This window comes from Flavobacterium sp. 2755 (genome assembly GCF_031455715.1).
Classification (GTDB): domain Bacteria; phylum Bacteroidota; class Bacteroidia; order Flavobacteriales; family Flavobacteriaceae; genus Flavobacterium.
The window spans coordinates 424,418-439,228 of sequence record NZ_JAVDTG010000003.1; the positions used below are offsets into that span (position 1 = coordinate 424,418).

A 14,811-nucleotide genomic window follows, 5' to 3' on the forward strand; every position below is an offset into this window, starting at 1 on the left:
GAACAATCTCTTTTTCATTTTAAACCTTAGTACCTTAGCACCTCAGAACCTTTAGTTGTAATTTTGATAAATTGGAAGTTTCAATCCAACATACACATTCGCAGCTTTTGAATTATCCGAAAACAAATTCGAAATCAAAGATCCAGAACCAATAAATAACGGGCCAGCCCTAAAACCAGTTCCTATCTGCGTTCCGCTATATTCCATATAAGTTATGGGAATATAAAAACTGAATTGTCTGGTTTCGTATCGAGGCGTAAATGTAACCGAATTTGCAATCGCAGTTCCGTTGATCTTTTTAGCATCAACTAAACTAAAATCGCCGCTTAAATTCAAGTAGAACTTATTATCAATATTCCAGTCAAAATTGGTGTGCAATGCCGTTGGCAAATTTGCTTTTACTCCTTTTCTCGATGAGATTTTGGTATAATTAGAATCAAAAAATTCGAAAATATCGCCTGCATTGTCAATGTCATCTTGAGTAACATTTCCAGTTAGATCGTATGTATTTTCAGTAAGATTTTTATAATTCAGTTTACCAATGTCTGTTACCGCTACAGCCGCTTTAAGCTTATATCTGCTACCTATACAAGTATGGCAATTAGTGCGGTATTCATAAGTAAATCCCAAATCAACACCCACGCCTGCCGAAGTCATATCAAACTCCGGATCTTTTCCGTTTTCATAATCATAGCTTGCAGCTGTTTTCAAAGTTCCTGTTGAGTTATAAGTACTCAAAGCCGGATCTGCATCATTTTTATTGAAGGCGACACTCAAATTATTTCCGTTGATATAACCGTTTACTCCTGCCATTAAATATTTTATGGTAATTCCAGCTTTAAGAAAGTGCACATCATGATCTAATAAAATCGTTCCGTAGCTGGCTCCAATTTCTGCCCACGAATTATTGACACCGTTAGGATTTCCTCCCGATATTAAAAAACTCTTTGACGCATCAATATCTTTATTGACCTCATCAACAAGCTGTCCGTTTACATCAACCAAATTGGTAATGCTTCGCACACGTGTAAAAACACCAATGCTGTGCTGCTCATTAATATTCATCATAAAAGAAGGACCAAGAATATCGACATTGAAATTCCCTCTGTTATTTGATTTGAATTTCTTTTTGGCATCGGTATCGAAATCGTAACCACCGTCAAGTAATTCGGCAAAATTAACCCCATACAAATCATTCTGTGCGGTTGCGCTTGCCGAAGCAATGGTAATATCAGCTTTGTATTTAGAATCTACAATTGCCGACGGATTAAATAAAACTCCCTGAATCCCGGCATAATTGTCGTCCCGAAATCCGAAATAAGACTGACTCCGGGCATAAAAAAAGCTTCCAAAGAAGCATAATAATAGTAAAGTTCTCTTCATAAATTGGCTATAATTGGTTGATTAGTAACGCAAATATGAAATAAAAAATGAGAATATAAAATTTTTTGGAAGTTTCTAAGGCTCTAAGATGCTAACGTTCTAAGTTTCTCAGAAAACCTTTATAATTAGAAAAGCTAGATTCGTAAAAAAGGGACAAAGATTCAAAGGTGCAGAGGGACAAAGTTTTTTTAATTAACAAAAAAAAGCCGAACGTTAGTTCGGCTTTAAATTTATATAAATGTCAAAGAGAAAAAACCTTTGAACCTTTGTAACTCTGTAACTTTGTACCTTAGATTAGTAAACTTCTGACGCTTCTTTCAATTTCTCCATATTGTTTACCAATTGTAATTCGGCAACAATTTTTTGGATATCACCATTCATGATGTTTCCTAGATCGTAAAGCGTTAAACCAACTCTGTGATCCGTTACACGACCTTGAGCGTAGTTGTACGTACGAATTTTAGCCGAACGGTCACCAGAACTTACCTGAGAACTACGTTTTGTAGCATCTTCCTCTTGTTTTTTGGCTAATTCCATTTCGTATAAACGAGAACGTAATACGATTAAGGCTTTATCTTTATTTTTATGCTGCGATTTCTGATCCTGACATTGCGCCACTAATCCGGTTGGAATGTGCGTTAAACGTACTGCCGATTTCGTAGTATTTACAGATTGTCCTCCAGGTCCAGACGAACAGAAGAAATCTACACGAACATCGTTCATATCAATTTGAACATCAAACTCTTCTGCTTCTGGCAAAACCATAACAGTAGCTGCCGATGTATGCACACGACCTTGTGTTTCAGTCTGCGGAACACGTTGTACACGGTGAACACCCGCTTCAAACTTCAAAGTTCCGTAAACATCCTCTCCCGAAACCTCAAAAATAACCTCTTTGAAACCTCCAGAAGCTCCTTCGTTCATATCAACAACCGAAGTTCTCCAGCCCATGCCTTCGCAATATTTAGTATACATTCTAAATAAATCCCCTGCAAAAATACTAGCTTCGTCCCCACCCGTTCCGGCGCGAATCTCTACCATTACATTTTTAGCATCTTCAGGATCTTTAGGAATCAACATAAATTTGATTTCCTCCTCTAGCTGCGGCAAGCGCTCTTTTGCTTCGTCAAGCTGCATTTTGGCCATTTCAACCATATCAGCATCGCTTCCGTCAGCAATAATTTCGTTTGCTTCGTCAATATTTGCTAAAACAAGAATGTATTCTTCTCTCTTTTCAACCAGTGCTTTTATGCTTTTATATTCCTGGTTAAGCTGCACATAACGTTTTTGATCAGCAATAACATCCGGCTGAATAATCAAATCCGAAATCTCATCAAAACGCTGCTTTACATATTGAAGTCTATCTAACATTTTCTAATTCCTTTTATTGGACTGCAAAATTACAAAATTTTTGTGGAAAATTCTAGTGTTGATTTTTTGGGAATTTTGAGAGGGATTTAATGATTTTTTCTTTTCTAAAATCAGGTGTTTTTACGTAGTGATAAATTTAAATTAAAGACGATGTTTGTTTTTATATTCAGATTTGTCATTTACCTAAAAAAGATGTTATTTCTGATACTTAGATCTTATAAATATTACAAACCCATAAAATACATGAATCAAACATTACTAATTATCATTTTATCAACAATAGTATTATTAATCGAAATATATTCGGAAACTCATTTAAAAAATTATGGAACCTTTTTAGAAAGAACTAATTATTTATTTAGTATTAAAACTCTTTTCAATATTTTAAAATTTAGTTCTTTATTTAGTTTTTGTTATATCTTATTAAAATTAGATAGAACAATTTTAGATAGTAATTTAATAACTACCAAGATAATAAATATTGATTTTGAAAACATTTTATCTTATTACATCCCATCTGGAATATTTTCTCTTTGTGTCATTTTTTCCAATTCTAATGAGTTATTTAGGCAATTTCAAGGATATTCAATTAGAAATGAAAAACTAAATCAATTAGCTGCTAATTTGAAATATATTGTTTTTAGATTTATTTCATTTACTTTAACGTTTTGTATTTTTAAGTACACTTTACAAAATATTATTAAACTTGATTTATATTTTAGTAAAAATAACTTATCATTATTTGATTGGCTTGAGTATAGTAAAAATGAAATAGATAATTATAATAGAGGTGTTTATTTTTCTCTTTTATTAACCATTATTATTTTCTTTTTATTCAACAACTGTTTTATAAAAAAAAATAGCAATTATTGGAATTATCGTGTACTAAATTTTATTTTTTTTAAATACTTTTTTATTTCAATAATTCTTTGTCTTGGGCTTTTCTTTGGAATTTTTTCAATTCTAAATGGTGTTTATAATATTTTTAACTCCAGTCTTACTCAATGGATAAGTAAGGAAAATATCTTAGGAATTTTACCTATTAGGATTTCTTCTATATTAATTGTAACATATTTGATTGGTTATATATATAAAGAAGTACTTCACAAAAATTTGATTAATTTCTTAGTATTAGGAATATTTCCCATTAGAACGCTTTCTAAATATCCTGAAAGTATAGTTTTTGAAAAAAGAGAAACTCTATTCTTTTCACAAATTTCATTTTATATATTAAATATCGCATTAGCAGAATTGTTTATTATTATTGGCTATAAAAATATATATTTAAGTATTTTAAATTTTGCAATATTATTTATTTTTGATGATTTTAAAATAATTAATGATTATTCTCGTGGATTAGTCAGCGTTTTACCTTCACATTTTTTTAGAATTTGGGTTTTTAATATAATAATGATTATAGTAGCTATGATATTACTAGCAAATAAAGAATACTATTGGATATTAATAACTTACTTATTGTTCACATCCATTTTATTTAGATACTATTTTAAAAATTTTCATTTAATATCTCTCAAATCTCCTTTTTTTTATAATTAAAACTACTCAACTAAAATTAATCTAATGAGTATAAACAAAATAATCGCTGTTGCTATAAATGAATACGATGATATTGAATTAAACAAAATACAGAATACAAAAAGCGATATTGAAGAAGTAATTTCTATTTTAACCAACAAATATGTCTTCGAAGATGTCGACTTTATCTTTGAAAAAGAAAACACCACTAGGAAAAAACTTTTCTCCATATTAAATAATTATTTTGTAAATGCTTTAGACGATGAAAATATTCTTTTAATTTTTGCAGGTCATGGTGAATATAATAGTGTTCTTGAAACTGCTTATTGGTTACCATCTGACTCGGATCCAAAAGATCCTTCTACATGGATTAATATTAATGATCTATTAACTTTTATTAATGCTTCCAAAGCATTTCATGTGGCAATTATTTCAGATTCATGCTTTTCTGGAGCAATTTTTGAAGCGCAAAAAAGAGGCGGGGGAGTTCAAGCATATGGGAATAAAAAATCAAGATTAGCATTAACTTCAGGAGGAATCGAAAAAGTTAGTGACGGTATTGGCGGACAAAAAAGCCCTTTTGCAGAAAATTTAATTAAGGAACTTTCTGAAAATAGTCTAGAAGAAATGCCTTTTAATGTTTTAGCAAATAATATAATTTTAACTTTTAATGAAGATCGCGCCCAAACTCCTATGTTTGGAGCTTTAAATAATGTAGGACACCAAGGAGGAGCTTTCATATTTAAATTGAAAGGTACTGAAACTGCTCAACCTGACAATTTAAATTTCTATTTAAAATCAAGATTAGGGAATTTATTTATTCCAATTTCAGAAGAACATATTCAAATTATAAAAAAAATCCAACCAATTAATAAAGAGAAGCATGAGCTTGTGAAAAAACAAAAATATGAACATGCTATGAAGTTGAGAGATGAAGAAAAAGCTCTTGAAGATATTCTTTATAAAACTTGTCCTGAATATATCGATAAAATATTTAAAGATGTAAAAATATCCGAAGAAGATTATTCCAGAATTAAAACGATAAAAAAAGAAATAGATGTTTTTGATAGTGAATACATAGGGAAAAAAGAGATTATTAATGAAACCCTAAAAGAATTAGAAATAGAACATTTAAAAACTAATAAAGAACTTTCGTCGGAAGATAGATTAATTTTAATAAATATTGCTGAACGAAATGCAGGCTATTTTGATTTTTTAAACCCTGTTAGAGATTTTTTTTCTAGTGAAAAAACTAACTTGATTGAAAAATATCTTCAGAATATTAACAGTTTATATGCTTATTTTTTACAAATCGAAGCAAAATCAAATATTAAATTTCTAGAGGAAAAAAAAATGACATTAAGAAATTTATTAATTAAGATATATGAGCTTCAAATAAAAATGCTTTATAGATGGTATACAGATGATATTGATGAATTTATTGCTTTAAAAAAAATCGATATGGAACTCCTAATTTGGATCAGAGGCTAAATATTTTCACTAAATAAACTACTCCATTCTAAAATTACAAACATTAAAAAGTTTTACTTCCTAAAATCCCTAATTGATCACCGAATTTTCTGATTTTCTTTTTTATTAGATGAGTTTGCAAAGAAATATGTTAACTTTGAGTGAGCTAAATTTTTCAAAAATGATGGAAAAAAAAATAAAAGTATATTGGCTAGTTCTAATTGTTATAATAATAATTTCTGTATTTGTTTTTATAGAAACTTCAAATGATAATTCAGATTTGGTGCAATATTTTAGTTTTGCTGGTTCAATTACTTCATTGGTTTTAGGATTAATTGCAATCTTTTATTCAATTATCTCAAATCAGGAAGCTACATCAAATTTTGGTAAGTTAAAAGAAGCTGTGACTAAAATTGAAGAAGGAGCAAATACAATTAAACAAGTTTCTGAAACAATTAACTCAAGACTTGATAGAATTTCAGATGATATTGTTAAATTCGGTACAAAAGAAAATCAGAATCAAACAACTGAAATTTCAGAATTAGTAAGTGAAGAGCAAATAATTTCCGATTCAGATGCAGATGTTCCTGATGAGAATAATGAAGAAGAAAGTAAACCTGAAAAAAAAGAGTCTCATGAATAATTTTTTGCATATATACATAAAACCAAGGAAAGAAATATCTAGGGAAACTATAGAAGAAAAAATCAGTTTAGCAATAGACTGGTATAGGTATGATGATGGGTTATACATTGTATACACATCTTCGGATGTAAGTAAGTGGCAAGATAGACTTCTACCTTTAGTTAAAAGTGAAGGTCGTCTTTTTATATGTGAACTTAATATTTTAAAAAGAAATGGTTGGTTTAATAAAGATCTTTGGGCTTGGATCAAAAAAAACAATAATAACATAAGTCCAAAAAAACGACCACACTAAGTTAATCTATAAATAAAAAGCTAAAAAAACTTGCTTATACACTAGTACGAGCGTTCGTTTCGCTCTTTCATTTAAAACGATAAATTCATAAGAAGATAATCAGTCAAGAGCGGAACACTCACACTCCGCAGAAAATTTATAATGTATCAGATTGTAAATAAACCTTATGCAAATCATCCAATAGCTCCATTTCTTCTTCCGGCAGAAGCTGTAATGCAATTTCAAGTAAAGTCAATACATTAATATCTGTTTCTTTATGGAAAACGGCTAAACTTCGGGCTTCTTTATTCATTAGAACAATACTTGCTTTAAGCAAATCTGAAACTATTAGATTTAATTCGTTATAAGAAGAAACTTTTAGCGGTATTGTAAATGAACTGTCTTCTTTATGCTCTTGTTTTAGTTTGGTGAAATAATTTCTTTTATTCATTAATTCTGATATTTTATCTTCATTTTGCGTTTTCATATATTATAAGATTTGATTTACAATTTTAAACAAATATATAAATTTCGGTTGAAAACAATCGATTTTTAACAATCATATCAAAACAATCTATTACTTGTAATTTCATTTCTATGAAAAGAGAAAGAAAAAGTGAAATTCCAGAAGTTGTAAAAGAACTGGGAATCAAGATAAAAGATGTAATTAATAACAATCAATTAAAGTCAAGAGAAGTTGCTCACGATGCCGAATTGGATGTAGAGAATTTAAGAAAATATATCAAAGGTTCTCAAGAAATGAAAATTAGTACTTTGTTTAAAATTGCTCAAGCTTTAAAAATTCATCCAAGTGAATTAATTAAAGATTTGTAATCTTATATTTATTTATATGAAGAATGTAGTTTACCTCATATTTTTTGTGATTTTTAGCGGCTGTAACAGTAACACTCCGAAGGATTTAACAAAAAAACCTGAACCAACAGAATTAATTGGAGAATGGAAGCTTGATTTAGCAAGTTACAATGCAATGATGCATTATGGTTATAAATGCAATGACGTTAGGTTAACATTAAATGAAGATGGAAGTTTTGAGACCGAAAATTTTCCTAATGTAATTAATAAAGTAACTAAGGAACAATATGCAGACTGTCAATCTATTGATGGAGAATGGAGTATCGAAAAAAGATTTTCTAAAGAGAAATGGGCTGTGCTTTTAAAATTTGATAAATATCAAATTTATGGAGGAAACAACTTAATTCTTTTTGAAGTATTAATGGAAAATAAAAAACTTATTTTAAGGCACTCTTTTTTAGATTACAAAGATTTAAATTCAGAGGAAAGACTGCAATTTTTTAAAATAGAACATCAAAATTCATCACGCTAGCAGGTTAAAAATATTCCGTAAGAAAAATCTATATTTACAAAGCAAATTTATAGGAAGATGAAAATACACACCACCAACTATTTTGATACTTTTATAGAAACAGCAGAAGACAGCAAAGTTTCTCACGGAACAAAACCGCCAAGCAAAGACAAAAAAACAGTTGCAGAAATGCAATACGAACTAATTAGCAAAAACCCGTATAAATATACCTCAGACGATGTTCTTTTTCAGGTATTTGCAGATCGAAATGATGTAACAAAAAGTGAATACGAAAAAGCCAGAGAAGATTTTTTTTCTAAGGGACAAGCTTGTTTTCGCGCCTCACCTCTTTCAAAAACATATGGTTTTGGAATCCATAATGACCATAATGGAAAAATAGCCATTTTCGGCATGGAAACAGATGAATACCTAAAGTTTTTAAAAGATCCCAAAATCAAAAAAGTAAAGGCCATGAAATCTGCTCGATAATTTCTCGCGTCAGTGACGAATACAGCGTGAGAAATTAATAATCAATCTCAATCCAAAATGAAAAAAATTATACCACAGCAAAAGTGGACTTATCACGACAAAACTTTAAAAAACAAGTTATTAAAACTTATAATATGCTGTTTTGTTAGTATAATTATCAACTTTTTATTTGACTCTAAAAATTTTGATAAAAGTGATATTGTATTTTCAATCATCTTTGCAATTGCAATGTGGGGACTTTTAATAGCACAGAAAAAAATCTAAAGAAAACTGTAATTCCAATATAAAAATGACTGAACCCAAAAAGAAAAACTGGCTCAAAATAATTGTCGAGAATTTATTGAGTTTTATTTTAGACTGGAAATAATACTTTGTTCTTTTTCGTTGTGTTCTCTTTCAAAATCAAGCCACAACACATTCCATATTTTTTTCTTCCATTATCTGCATATCGATTATTTTTTGAGCGACAGTTCCTCTTTCAAACAAACGGATGAATTTGAAAACAGCACTAACAAAATATCCTGGGTTTGAAACTAATCTGGCAATTTCTGTTATTCTTTCGTCTCTTAGTTTTGTACACGCTTCTCTTTCGTTTTCTGGAACTGCTACAAATTCGTTGGCAAATTTCCAGGCTCCGTTTCTTGCTTCTTCCATACTGAAATCAATAAAGAAATTATCTATTTTGCCTGTGTATTTTAATATCCATGTTAGCGTTGGCCAAATTTTGATTAAACATTTTTCGACACCTGCTACGAGACTGCTAAGAATAGCGTTTATTTGGTCAAAATCATGTTTTAAATCTGCGATGTCTTCAACGGTACTAATTTGAGCCGAGGCAATTCCTAAATCAAGGTTTACGTGCGCATTGATTCCGAGTAGTAAATGCTGCAAAACTATTGGCCAAAACTTTTCGGCTTGTTCAAAAGCAAATCCCCAGCATTCAGATGGTTTTTCTTTGGCCTGATATTGATAATAAGCTTTTAAGTATCTATTGGCAAAAATAACATCCAATTTTTCCATTCGCTCACCATTTTGAAAAGAACCAGCCTGAATTCCTTGTTTTACTTTTATTGTAACTTCACGATACAGAATAGCAAATAAACCTATATTGCTTTGGTCAATCTTTGATTTTTCTATTATTTCATCCAAAAACTGAATTACTTCATCAATAGTATTTGCTTGTTTCATAGTCGTTTATTGTTGGTTATTAGTCAAATTGAGAGCAACGAATATAATTATTTTAATCTTTCAATGTGCATTTTTTGAAGTAATTATCTTATTATTTTTTATCTTTAATACAATAAAAATCCCAAAAGAAAACTCTTTTGGGATGTTACTAACTTAAATCGAAAACAGCTGCATATTAAGCCTCTACTTCTACTTTTAAAATTTCTAATTTTAAATTGCCTTTTTTAGCCGGCCATTCTACAAGATCTCCAACCTTATAGCCAACCATTGCAATACCTTCATCAGAAAGAACCGAAATTTTGTTTTTACTCACTTTTACTTTTTCGGGACCAACCAGAAGAATTGTTTTTTGTTCATTATTGATATGGTCTTTGTAGGTTATTTTTCGATTTATGGAAACAATATCTTCCGGCAGATTTTTTCTCAATACCTGAGACGCATTTTTTAACTGACCCAGCAACAATTCTTCTTCCTGAGGCGTTACTTTTTTTCTTCTTACGTGATCTTTAATTAAATCGTATGTTCCTGTAGTTAATATAATATTTTGTGACATGACTTTCTTGTTTCTTCACTTTCATTGAGTATGATATACAACTCTTCACTGAATATCTTGCAGCTCCATCTAATTCAATGATATCACATCCTGAATGAAAATTGAAGATTAAATAAACGAACTTTATAAATAAAGGGTTTCCCTGCCTAGAGTTTTGACAGGGCAAAATGAATAAACTCTTTTGAGTTTTTTAAGAAAGTATCATCATGCAAATACAATAATGTACACATTAAGCACATTAAACAGCTGTTTACCAAATATGTATTTGCAGTTATCATTATTATAATTCTAAATGTTCTGCAAGATACATTTTATTTCTTACAAAAAACAATAAAAAAGCACCACCACATTACTTTTATAAAAACATAAATTTCATAAAAAATGCTTTACGGTTTTTCCGTAAAACAATTGTAAATAAATAAGTTAATTTTAACAAAGAGATTTATTATACAATTTAGCCTGTTAGTATTTTATTTCAAAAAACCTTAAAAACACAATCAAAACCACTTACATTTTTTAGGGTTTAACAACTAGATTTTATAATAAATACTTCAAAGAATTTCCTAAACAAATTAATTTGAAAAATTATGAAAAAAATGAAAAACCAATTATTTGGTAAATCAATGCTGTTTGCTTTTGCAATTTCAGCCCTGTTTTTATTTCAAAATTGTTCTGATGAAAATCCTGATTCGAACAGTACAGAAAGCGCATTAAAAGATTCCCCTGTTGTTGATAAACTTATTGAAATGGGGTTCGCAAAAGAAAGAATTACAGAATATGAAAATTTCTATTTGGTTGAAGGCGATTTAATGTTTTCTAAAGACATAAAATCTTATTCAAAAAGTATTACAGACAGACATGCACATACTAACAATTTGGTTTCACAAACCAATGTTACTTCTATGACAGTTTATGTAGCCCCGTCAATTCCAACTGGCGGATCCGACGACTGGAGAGCTGCCATTAACAATGCTATTAACGACCTGAATACTATTTCTGGATCTAAAGTTAATTTTGAAATTTCTACAAGCTCTTCATCTGATATAATTATTCAGAGTGACGGGAATCAATTGGCTGACAATGTTATAGCAAGTGCTGGTTTCCCAACAAATAACCAGCCTTATAATCAGGTTATTATAAATCTAGATTTCTTAAGCAATGTTACGGTTACCGAAAGTAGTAAACGCTACAATATGGTACACGAACTAGGCCACTGTATAGGTTTACGACACACAAACTGGGATATTAGAGGTGAAACAGCAGGAACTGTTGGTGCAAACCTGATACCGAATACGCCAAATCAGGATCCAAATTCTGTAATGAACGGCGGAACTGCCAATTACGAATGGAGCGGGTTTTCAACTTACGATTTAATAGCCATCAAATACTTGTACCCAGAGCCTGTAATTTTACCTCAAATAACGGCATCCGGTCCAAGTTATCTGTCATCTGGAATCAGTTTATTTACATGGACCTACACAGGAAATTTAGCAAATGCCGATTTAGACAGTATTATTTGGTGGTACTCAAAAGTAAATGGCGCCGGAGCTCCTTATGCCATTGGCTGGGGTGAAACCGGCTATTTTATGGCTGTAGCCGATACTTTTTATTCTGACCCTGGATTTCAAACTTCTAATTTTATAATTTATTATACTATACGAGATACAACCGGTAATCTTTACAGAAGCCCTGACTACAACATTATGAAAAAAGGAAAATTTAAACTGGAAGGTTCACTATAATAATACAAAAGCGCAAATGTCTCTGACTTTGCGCTTTTTTTATTTTCTTCCTCTGGATTAAACTTGTAAATACATCGTGAAAAAACTACAAGAAATATCTTATATTTGTTATAATTAAATCTATCTACAATGAATAAACTGATCTACTTAAGTTTTATTGGAGCGATTTTATTTCTTAGTTCCTGCTCTTCTTCAATGTCTCCAATCCAAGTGAATAATACACTTCCCTCTTTAACAAAATCAAAGTACATTTCGCAATCAGAAATAGAAACAAGCAATTGTAAATATCTAACTAAAAACAGAAGTTATACTGCTCCGATTGGGTTATTTGCAAAAGATGATTTAAGAAATGGAGCAAGAGGAATAGATGAATGGGTAACTTTAGATGGAGGAAATGCTTACATCTTAAGAAATTATAGATGGGTTAATGTAGGTGATGAAGCAACACAACTTCATTTAGAATTTGATACTCTGTTATGTGAATAAATAAAAACCAAACCATGGAAAATTTCGACTGGACATCTTTCACCAAAAAAATAGCAATTAAAGCTCAACTCAGCGACATTTATAATGCCTGGACAATTGCAGATGAATTAGAAAAATGGTTTCTCGAAAAAGTATCCTTTTTTGATACAAATCAAGAACCAATCAGCAAAGGCAAAAACGCTGTAGAAGGCACAACTTACGATTGGCTTTGGTATTTGTATAAAGATTCCATGAAAGGAAAAATTACTGCTGCCAATGGAAAAGACTATTTACAATTTACTTTTGAAGGAGCGTGTCTCGTAGATATAAAACTAACCGAAATAGATAGTTATACGATCGTTGAACTTCGTCAGCACAATATCGCTGCAGATGATTATTCTAAACAATATATCAGACTTGGCTGTTCAAATGGCTGGGGTTTTTATTTGGTTAATCTTAAATCTGTTTACGAAGGCGGTTTAGATTTACGCAACAAAGATGAAAATTTGAATCCCATGATTAACAATTAGAAACAACAATCAGTATCTCAAATATTTACCCAATAAAAATAACCTAAAATCTGGACTTTTAAAGACATAAAATTTGGACTTTACAGCAAAATAAGCTGTTCGTTTTAATCTGAACTTTGCAGTATTAAAACTTAAAAAAATGACAAATTCAGAAAAAGACAAAACAGTTTTGGTTACAGGCGGTTCAGGTTTTATTGCCGTTCATTGCATTTTAAAATTATTGAAAGAAGGCTATTCGGTAAAAACAACGCTTCGTTCCTTAAATAGACAAGACGAAGTAAAACAAATGCTTAAAGTGGGCGGTATTAGCACATTTGAGAATCTTTCATTTATTCAGGCTGATCTTTCAAGCGACAAAAATTGGGATGAAGCAGTAAAAGGCTGCGAGTTTGTACTACATGTTGCCTCTCCTACTCCGGCGATTCAGTTTACACACGAAGACGAATTAATTAATCCGGCAAAAGACGGCGTTTTAAGAGTCCTTAAAGCTTCAAGAGATGCCAATGTAAAACGAGTAGTTTTAACTTCTGCTTTCGGTGCTGTCGGTATGGGACACAAAAACCGTAAAAAGCCATACACCGAAGACGATTGGACAAACATTGACAGTAATATTCATGCTTATCAAAAATCAAAAACCATTGCAGAACAAACTGCTTGGGAATTTATAAAAAATGAAGGCGGAAATCTGGAACTTTCGGCAGTAAATCCGGTTGGTGTCATGGGGCCATTATTAGGTGCAGATTATTCGCATTCGCATCAAATGATTAAACAAATGCTGGAAGGCGACATTAAAGCCTGCCCAAAAATCAGTTCTTGTTATATCGATGTCCGCGACGTTGCCGATTTGCATTTACTGGCAATGACAAATCCTAAAGCAAATGGCGAACGCTTTTTAGCCACTACAGGAAATGTTTTATCCATGCTTGATGTCGCTAAAATTCTTAAAAAAAAATTAGGCAATGAAGCTGATAAAGTTCCAACTAAAGAGCTGCCTAACTGGGTTTTAAAAGCTAGCGCATTAAAAAAACCATCGTTAAAAATGCTGGTTACTTTACTGGGACAATACATGCAGGCCAGCGGAGAAAAAGCAAAAAAAACATTAAATTGGTCTCCTCGTTCGAATGAAGAAGCAATTTTGGCAACTGCCGAAAGTTTATTGAAATTAGGTCTAATCAAAAAATAAAAAGATGAAAGTAATCATAACAGGAGCCACAGGAATGGTTGGCGAAGGTGTTTTATTTGAGTGTTTAGAAAACGAAAATGTAGAAGAAGTACTGATCGTAAATAGAAAACATTACGATCTCGATCATCCTAAATTAAAAGAACTTCTTGTACCTGACTTTTTGCAGTTAGAAAATTTCTCTGAACAGTTAAAAGGTTATGACACCTGTTTTTACTGTGCAGGAATTAGTTCTGTCGGCATAAAAGAAGAAGAGTTTACCCGAATTACTTATGACACAACACTTGCTTTTGCAGACCAATTATTACAGTTGAATCCTGATATGATTTTCATTTTTGTTTCCGGAAACAGAACAGACAGTTCTGAAAAAGGAAAAGTAATGTGGGCCAGAGTTAAAGGCAAAACAGAAAATGCCCTGATGAAATTATATGGCAAAAATCAATACAATTTTCGTCCGGCGATCATGAAAGGAACTAAAGGACAGGTAAATGTAAAAGCAATCTACAAAATATTAGGGCCAATAATTGCACCATTTTTTCCGCAAAAAACATTGACACTTCAACAAGTAGGGCGCGCTATGATTCATGCTGTTTCAAAGAGTTATCCAAAACAAATTTTGGAGGTCGATGATATTGATCAATTAGCAAAACAATAAAAATTCTGAAA

17 protein-coding genes are annotated in these 14,811 nt (G+C 31.0%); 12 read left to right on the top strand and 5 right to left on the bottom strand.

Annotated features, from left to right (window positions below; all coding sequences use genetic code 11):
- Positions 1-51: 51 nt before the first annotated feature.
- Positions 52-1,383, bottom strand: a complete 1,332-nt coding sequence (locus tag J2Y38_RS09180) for a DUF5723 family protein (RefSeq protein ID WP_309841492.1) — start codon at positions 1,381-1,383, stop codon at positions 52-54.
- Positions 1,384-1,677: 294 nt separating this feature from the next.
- The gene (prfA, locus tag J2Y38_RS09185; protein ID WP_309841495.1) at positions 1,678-2,754 is read right to left on the bottom strand and encodes a peptide chain release factor 1; all 1,077 of its coding nucleotides are present in this window, start codon (positions 2,752-2,754) and stop codon (positions 1,678-1,680) included.
- Between the two features lie 243 nt (positions 2,755-2,997).
- On the opposite strand from prfA, the gene J2Y38_RS09190 reads away from it, so the two are divergent.
- The 4 genes from J2Y38_RS09190 to J2Y38_RS09205 all read left to right on the top strand — a co-directional run bounded on the left by J2Y38_RS09190 (position 2,998) and on the right by J2Y38_RS09205 (position 6,695).
- A complete protein-coding gene (locus tag J2Y38_RS09190) occupies positions 2,998-4,311 on the top strand; it encodes a hypothetical protein (RefSeq protein ID WP_309841497.1) in 1,314 nt (437 codons plus the stop codon).
- 24 nt (positions 4,312-4,335) lie between these two features.
- Positions 4,336-5,781: a UvrB/UvrC motif-containing protein gene (locus J2Y38_RS09195; protein WP_309841499.1), complete on the top strand. Its 1,446-nt coding sequence runs from the start codon at positions 4,336-4,338 to the stop codon at positions 5,779-5,781.
- 160 nt (positions 5,782-5,941) lie between these two features.
- Positions 5,942-6,403, top strand: a complete 462-nt coding sequence (locus J2Y38_RS09200; protein ID WP_309841501.1) for a hypothetical protein — start codon at positions 5,942-5,944, stop codon at positions 6,401-6,403.
- On the top strand, positions 6,396-6,695 hold the full coding sequence (locus J2Y38_RS09205) for a hypothetical protein (protein WP_309841504.1): 300 nt from the start codon (positions 6,396-6,398) through the stop codon (positions 6,693-6,695). Before J2Y38_RS09200 ends, J2Y38_RS09205 begins: the two co-directional genes overlap by 8 nt.
- A 136-nt stretch (positions 6,696-6,831) precedes the next feature.
- Here the strand turns inward: J2Y38_RS09205 and J2Y38_RS09210 are convergent, their stop codons facing one another.
- Entirely contained in the window at positions 6,832-7,161 is a 330-nt protein-coding gene (locus J2Y38_RS09210; protein WP_309841505.1) for a hypothetical protein, read from the bottom strand.
- Positions 7,162-7,271: 110 nt separating this feature from the next.
- Between J2Y38_RS09210 and J2Y38_RS09215 the strand changes: the two genes are divergently transcribed.
- From J2Y38_RS09215 to J2Y38_RS09225, 3 genes are read left to right on the top strand one after another with little or no spacing between them, the layout of a single operon-like run.
- Positions 7,272-7,508: a helix-turn-helix transcriptional regulator gene (locus tag J2Y38_RS09215; protein ID WP_309841507.1), complete on the top strand. Its 237-nt coding sequence runs from the start codon at positions 7,272-7,274 to the stop codon at positions 7,506-7,508.
- Positions 7,509-7,524: 16 nt separating this feature from the next.
- A complete protein-coding gene (locus tag J2Y38_RS09220) occupies positions 7,525-8,019 on the top strand; it encodes a hypothetical protein (RefSeq protein WP_053470944.1) in 495 nt (164 codons plus the stop codon).
- 57 nt (positions 8,020-8,076) lie between these two features.
- On the top strand, positions 8,077-8,487 hold the full coding sequence (locus J2Y38_RS09225; protein ID WP_309841514.1) for a DUF6157 family protein: 411 nt from the start codon (positions 8,077-8,079) through the stop codon (positions 8,485-8,487).
- Between the two features lie 402 nt (positions 8,488-8,889).
- Here the strand turns inward: J2Y38_RS09225 and J2Y38_RS09230 are convergent, their stop codons facing one another.
- Positions 8,890-9,675 (bottom strand): DUF5995 family protein, encoded by a 786-nt coding sequence (locus J2Y38_RS09230; RefSeq protein ID WP_309841515.1) that lies wholly within the window; start codon positions 9,673-9,675, stop codon positions 8,890-8,892.
- Positions 9,676-9,850: 175 nt separating this feature from the next.
- Positions 9,851-10,228 (bottom strand): GreA/GreB family elongation factor, encoded by a 378-nt coding sequence (locus J2Y38_RS09235; RefSeq protein ID WP_309841518.1) that lies wholly within the window; start codon positions 10,226-10,228, stop codon positions 9,851-9,853.
- Positions 10,229-10,824: 596 nt separating this feature from the next.
- Between J2Y38_RS09235 and J2Y38_RS09240 the strand changes: the two genes are divergently transcribed.
- From J2Y38_RS09240 to J2Y38_RS09260, 5 genes are all read left to right on the top strand, one after another.
- On the top strand, positions 10,825-11,970 hold the full coding sequence (locus J2Y38_RS09240) for a M57 family metalloprotease (RefSeq protein WP_309841520.1): 1,146 nt from the start codon (positions 10,825-10,827) through the stop codon (positions 11,968-11,970).
- A gap of 129 nt (positions 11,971-12,099) precedes the next feature.
- Positions 12,100-12,456, top strand: a complete 357-nt coding sequence (locus J2Y38_RS09245) for a hypothetical protein (protein ID WP_309841522.1) — start codon at positions 12,100-12,102, stop codon at positions 12,454-12,456.
- A 14-nt stretch (positions 12,457-12,470) separates the two neighbouring features.
- Positions 12,471-12,965 carry an SRPBCC domain-containing protein gene (locus J2Y38_RS09250; protein ID WP_309841525.1) on the top strand — a complete coding sequence of 165 codons (495 nt, stop codon included), beginning with the start codon at positions 12,471-12,473 and terminating at the stop codon, positions 12,963-12,965.
- A 139-nt stretch (positions 12,966-13,104) separates the two neighbouring features.
- The gene (locus J2Y38_RS09255) at positions 13,105-14,148 is read left to right on the top strand and encodes an aldehyde reductase (protein WP_309841528.1); all 1,044 of its coding nucleotides are present in this window, start codon (positions 13,105-13,107) and stop codon (positions 14,146-14,148) included.
- A gap of 4 nt (positions 14,149-14,152) precedes the next feature.
- Positions 14,153-14,800 carry an NAD-dependent epimerase/dehydratase family protein gene (locus J2Y38_RS09260; protein WP_309841530.1) on the top strand — a complete coding sequence of 216 codons (648 nt, stop codon included), beginning with the start codon at positions 14,153-14,155 and terminating at the stop codon, positions 14,798-14,800.
- The last annotated feature ends 11 nt before the right edge of the window (positions 14,801-14,811 follow it).

Excerpts from the sequence above, each read along its gene's own strand:
- J2Y38_RS09190 (WP_309841497.1), top strand. The coding sequence starts at position 2,998 with ATGAATCAAACATTACTAATTATCATTTTATCAACAATAGTATTATTA.
- J2Y38_RS09180 (WP_309841492.1), bottom strand. The coding sequence starts at position 1,383 with ATGAAGAGAACTTTACTATTATTATGCTTCTTTGGAAGCTTTTTTTAT.
- J2Y38_RS09245 (WP_309841522.1), top strand. The coding sequence starts at position 12,100 with ATGAATAAACTGATCTACTTAAGTTTTATTGGAGCGATTTTATTTCTT.
- J2Y38_RS09260 (WP_309841530.1), top strand. The coding sequence starts at position 14,153 with ATGAAAGTAATCATAACAGGAGCCACAGGAATGGTTGGCGAAGGTGTT.
- J2Y38_RS09215 (WP_309841507.1), top strand. The coding sequence starts at position 7,272 with ATGAAAAGAGAAAGAAAAAGTGAAATTCCAGAAGTTGTAAAAGAACTG.
- J2Y38_RS09200 (WP_309841501.1), top strand. The coding sequence starts at position 5,942 with ATGATGGAAAAAAAAATAAAAGTATATTGGCTAGTTCTAATTGTTATA.
- J2Y38_RS09210 (WP_309841505.1), bottom strand. The coding sequence starts at position 7,161 with ATGAAAACGCAAAATGAAGATAAAATATCAGAATTAATGAATAAAAGA.
- J2Y38_RS09220 (WP_053470944.1), top strand. The coding sequence starts at position 7,525 with ATGAAGAATGTAGTTTACCTCATATTTTTTGTGATTTTTAGCGGCTGT.
- J2Y38_RS09255 (WP_309841528.1), top strand. The coding sequence starts at position 13,105 with ATGACAAATTCAGAAAAAGACAAAACAGTTTTGGTTACAGGCGGTTCA.
- J2Y38_RS09250 (WP_309841525.1), top strand. The coding sequence starts at position 12,471 with ATGGAAAATTTCGACTGGACATCTTTCACCAAAAAAATAGCAATTAAA.
- J2Y38_RS09240 (WP_309841520.1), top strand. The coding sequence starts at position 10,825 with ATGAAAAACCAATTATTTGGTAAATCAATGCTGTTTGCTTTTGCAATT.
- J2Y38_RS09235 (WP_309841518.1), bottom strand. The coding sequence starts at position 10,228 with ATGTCACAAAATATTATATTAACTACAGGAACATACGATTTAATTAAA.
- J2Y38_RS09225 (WP_309841514.1), top strand. The coding sequence starts at position 8,077 with ATGAAAATACACACCACCAACTATTTTGATACTTTTATAGAAACAGCA.
- J2Y38_RS09195 (WP_309841499.1), top strand. The coding sequence starts at position 4,336 with ATGAGTATAAACAAAATAATCGCTGTTGCTATAAATGAATACGATGAT.
- prfA (WP_309841495.1), bottom strand. The coding sequence starts at position 2,754 with ATGTTAGATAGACTTCAATATGTAAAGCAGCGTTTTGATGAGATTTCG.
- J2Y38_RS09230 (WP_309841515.1), bottom strand. The coding sequence starts at position 9,675 with ATGAAACAAGCAAATACTATTGATGAAGTAATTCAGTTTTTGGATGAA.
- J2Y38_RS09205 (WP_309841504.1), top strand. The coding sequence starts at position 6,396 with ATGAATAATTTTTTGCATATATACATAAAACCAAGGAAAGAAATATCT.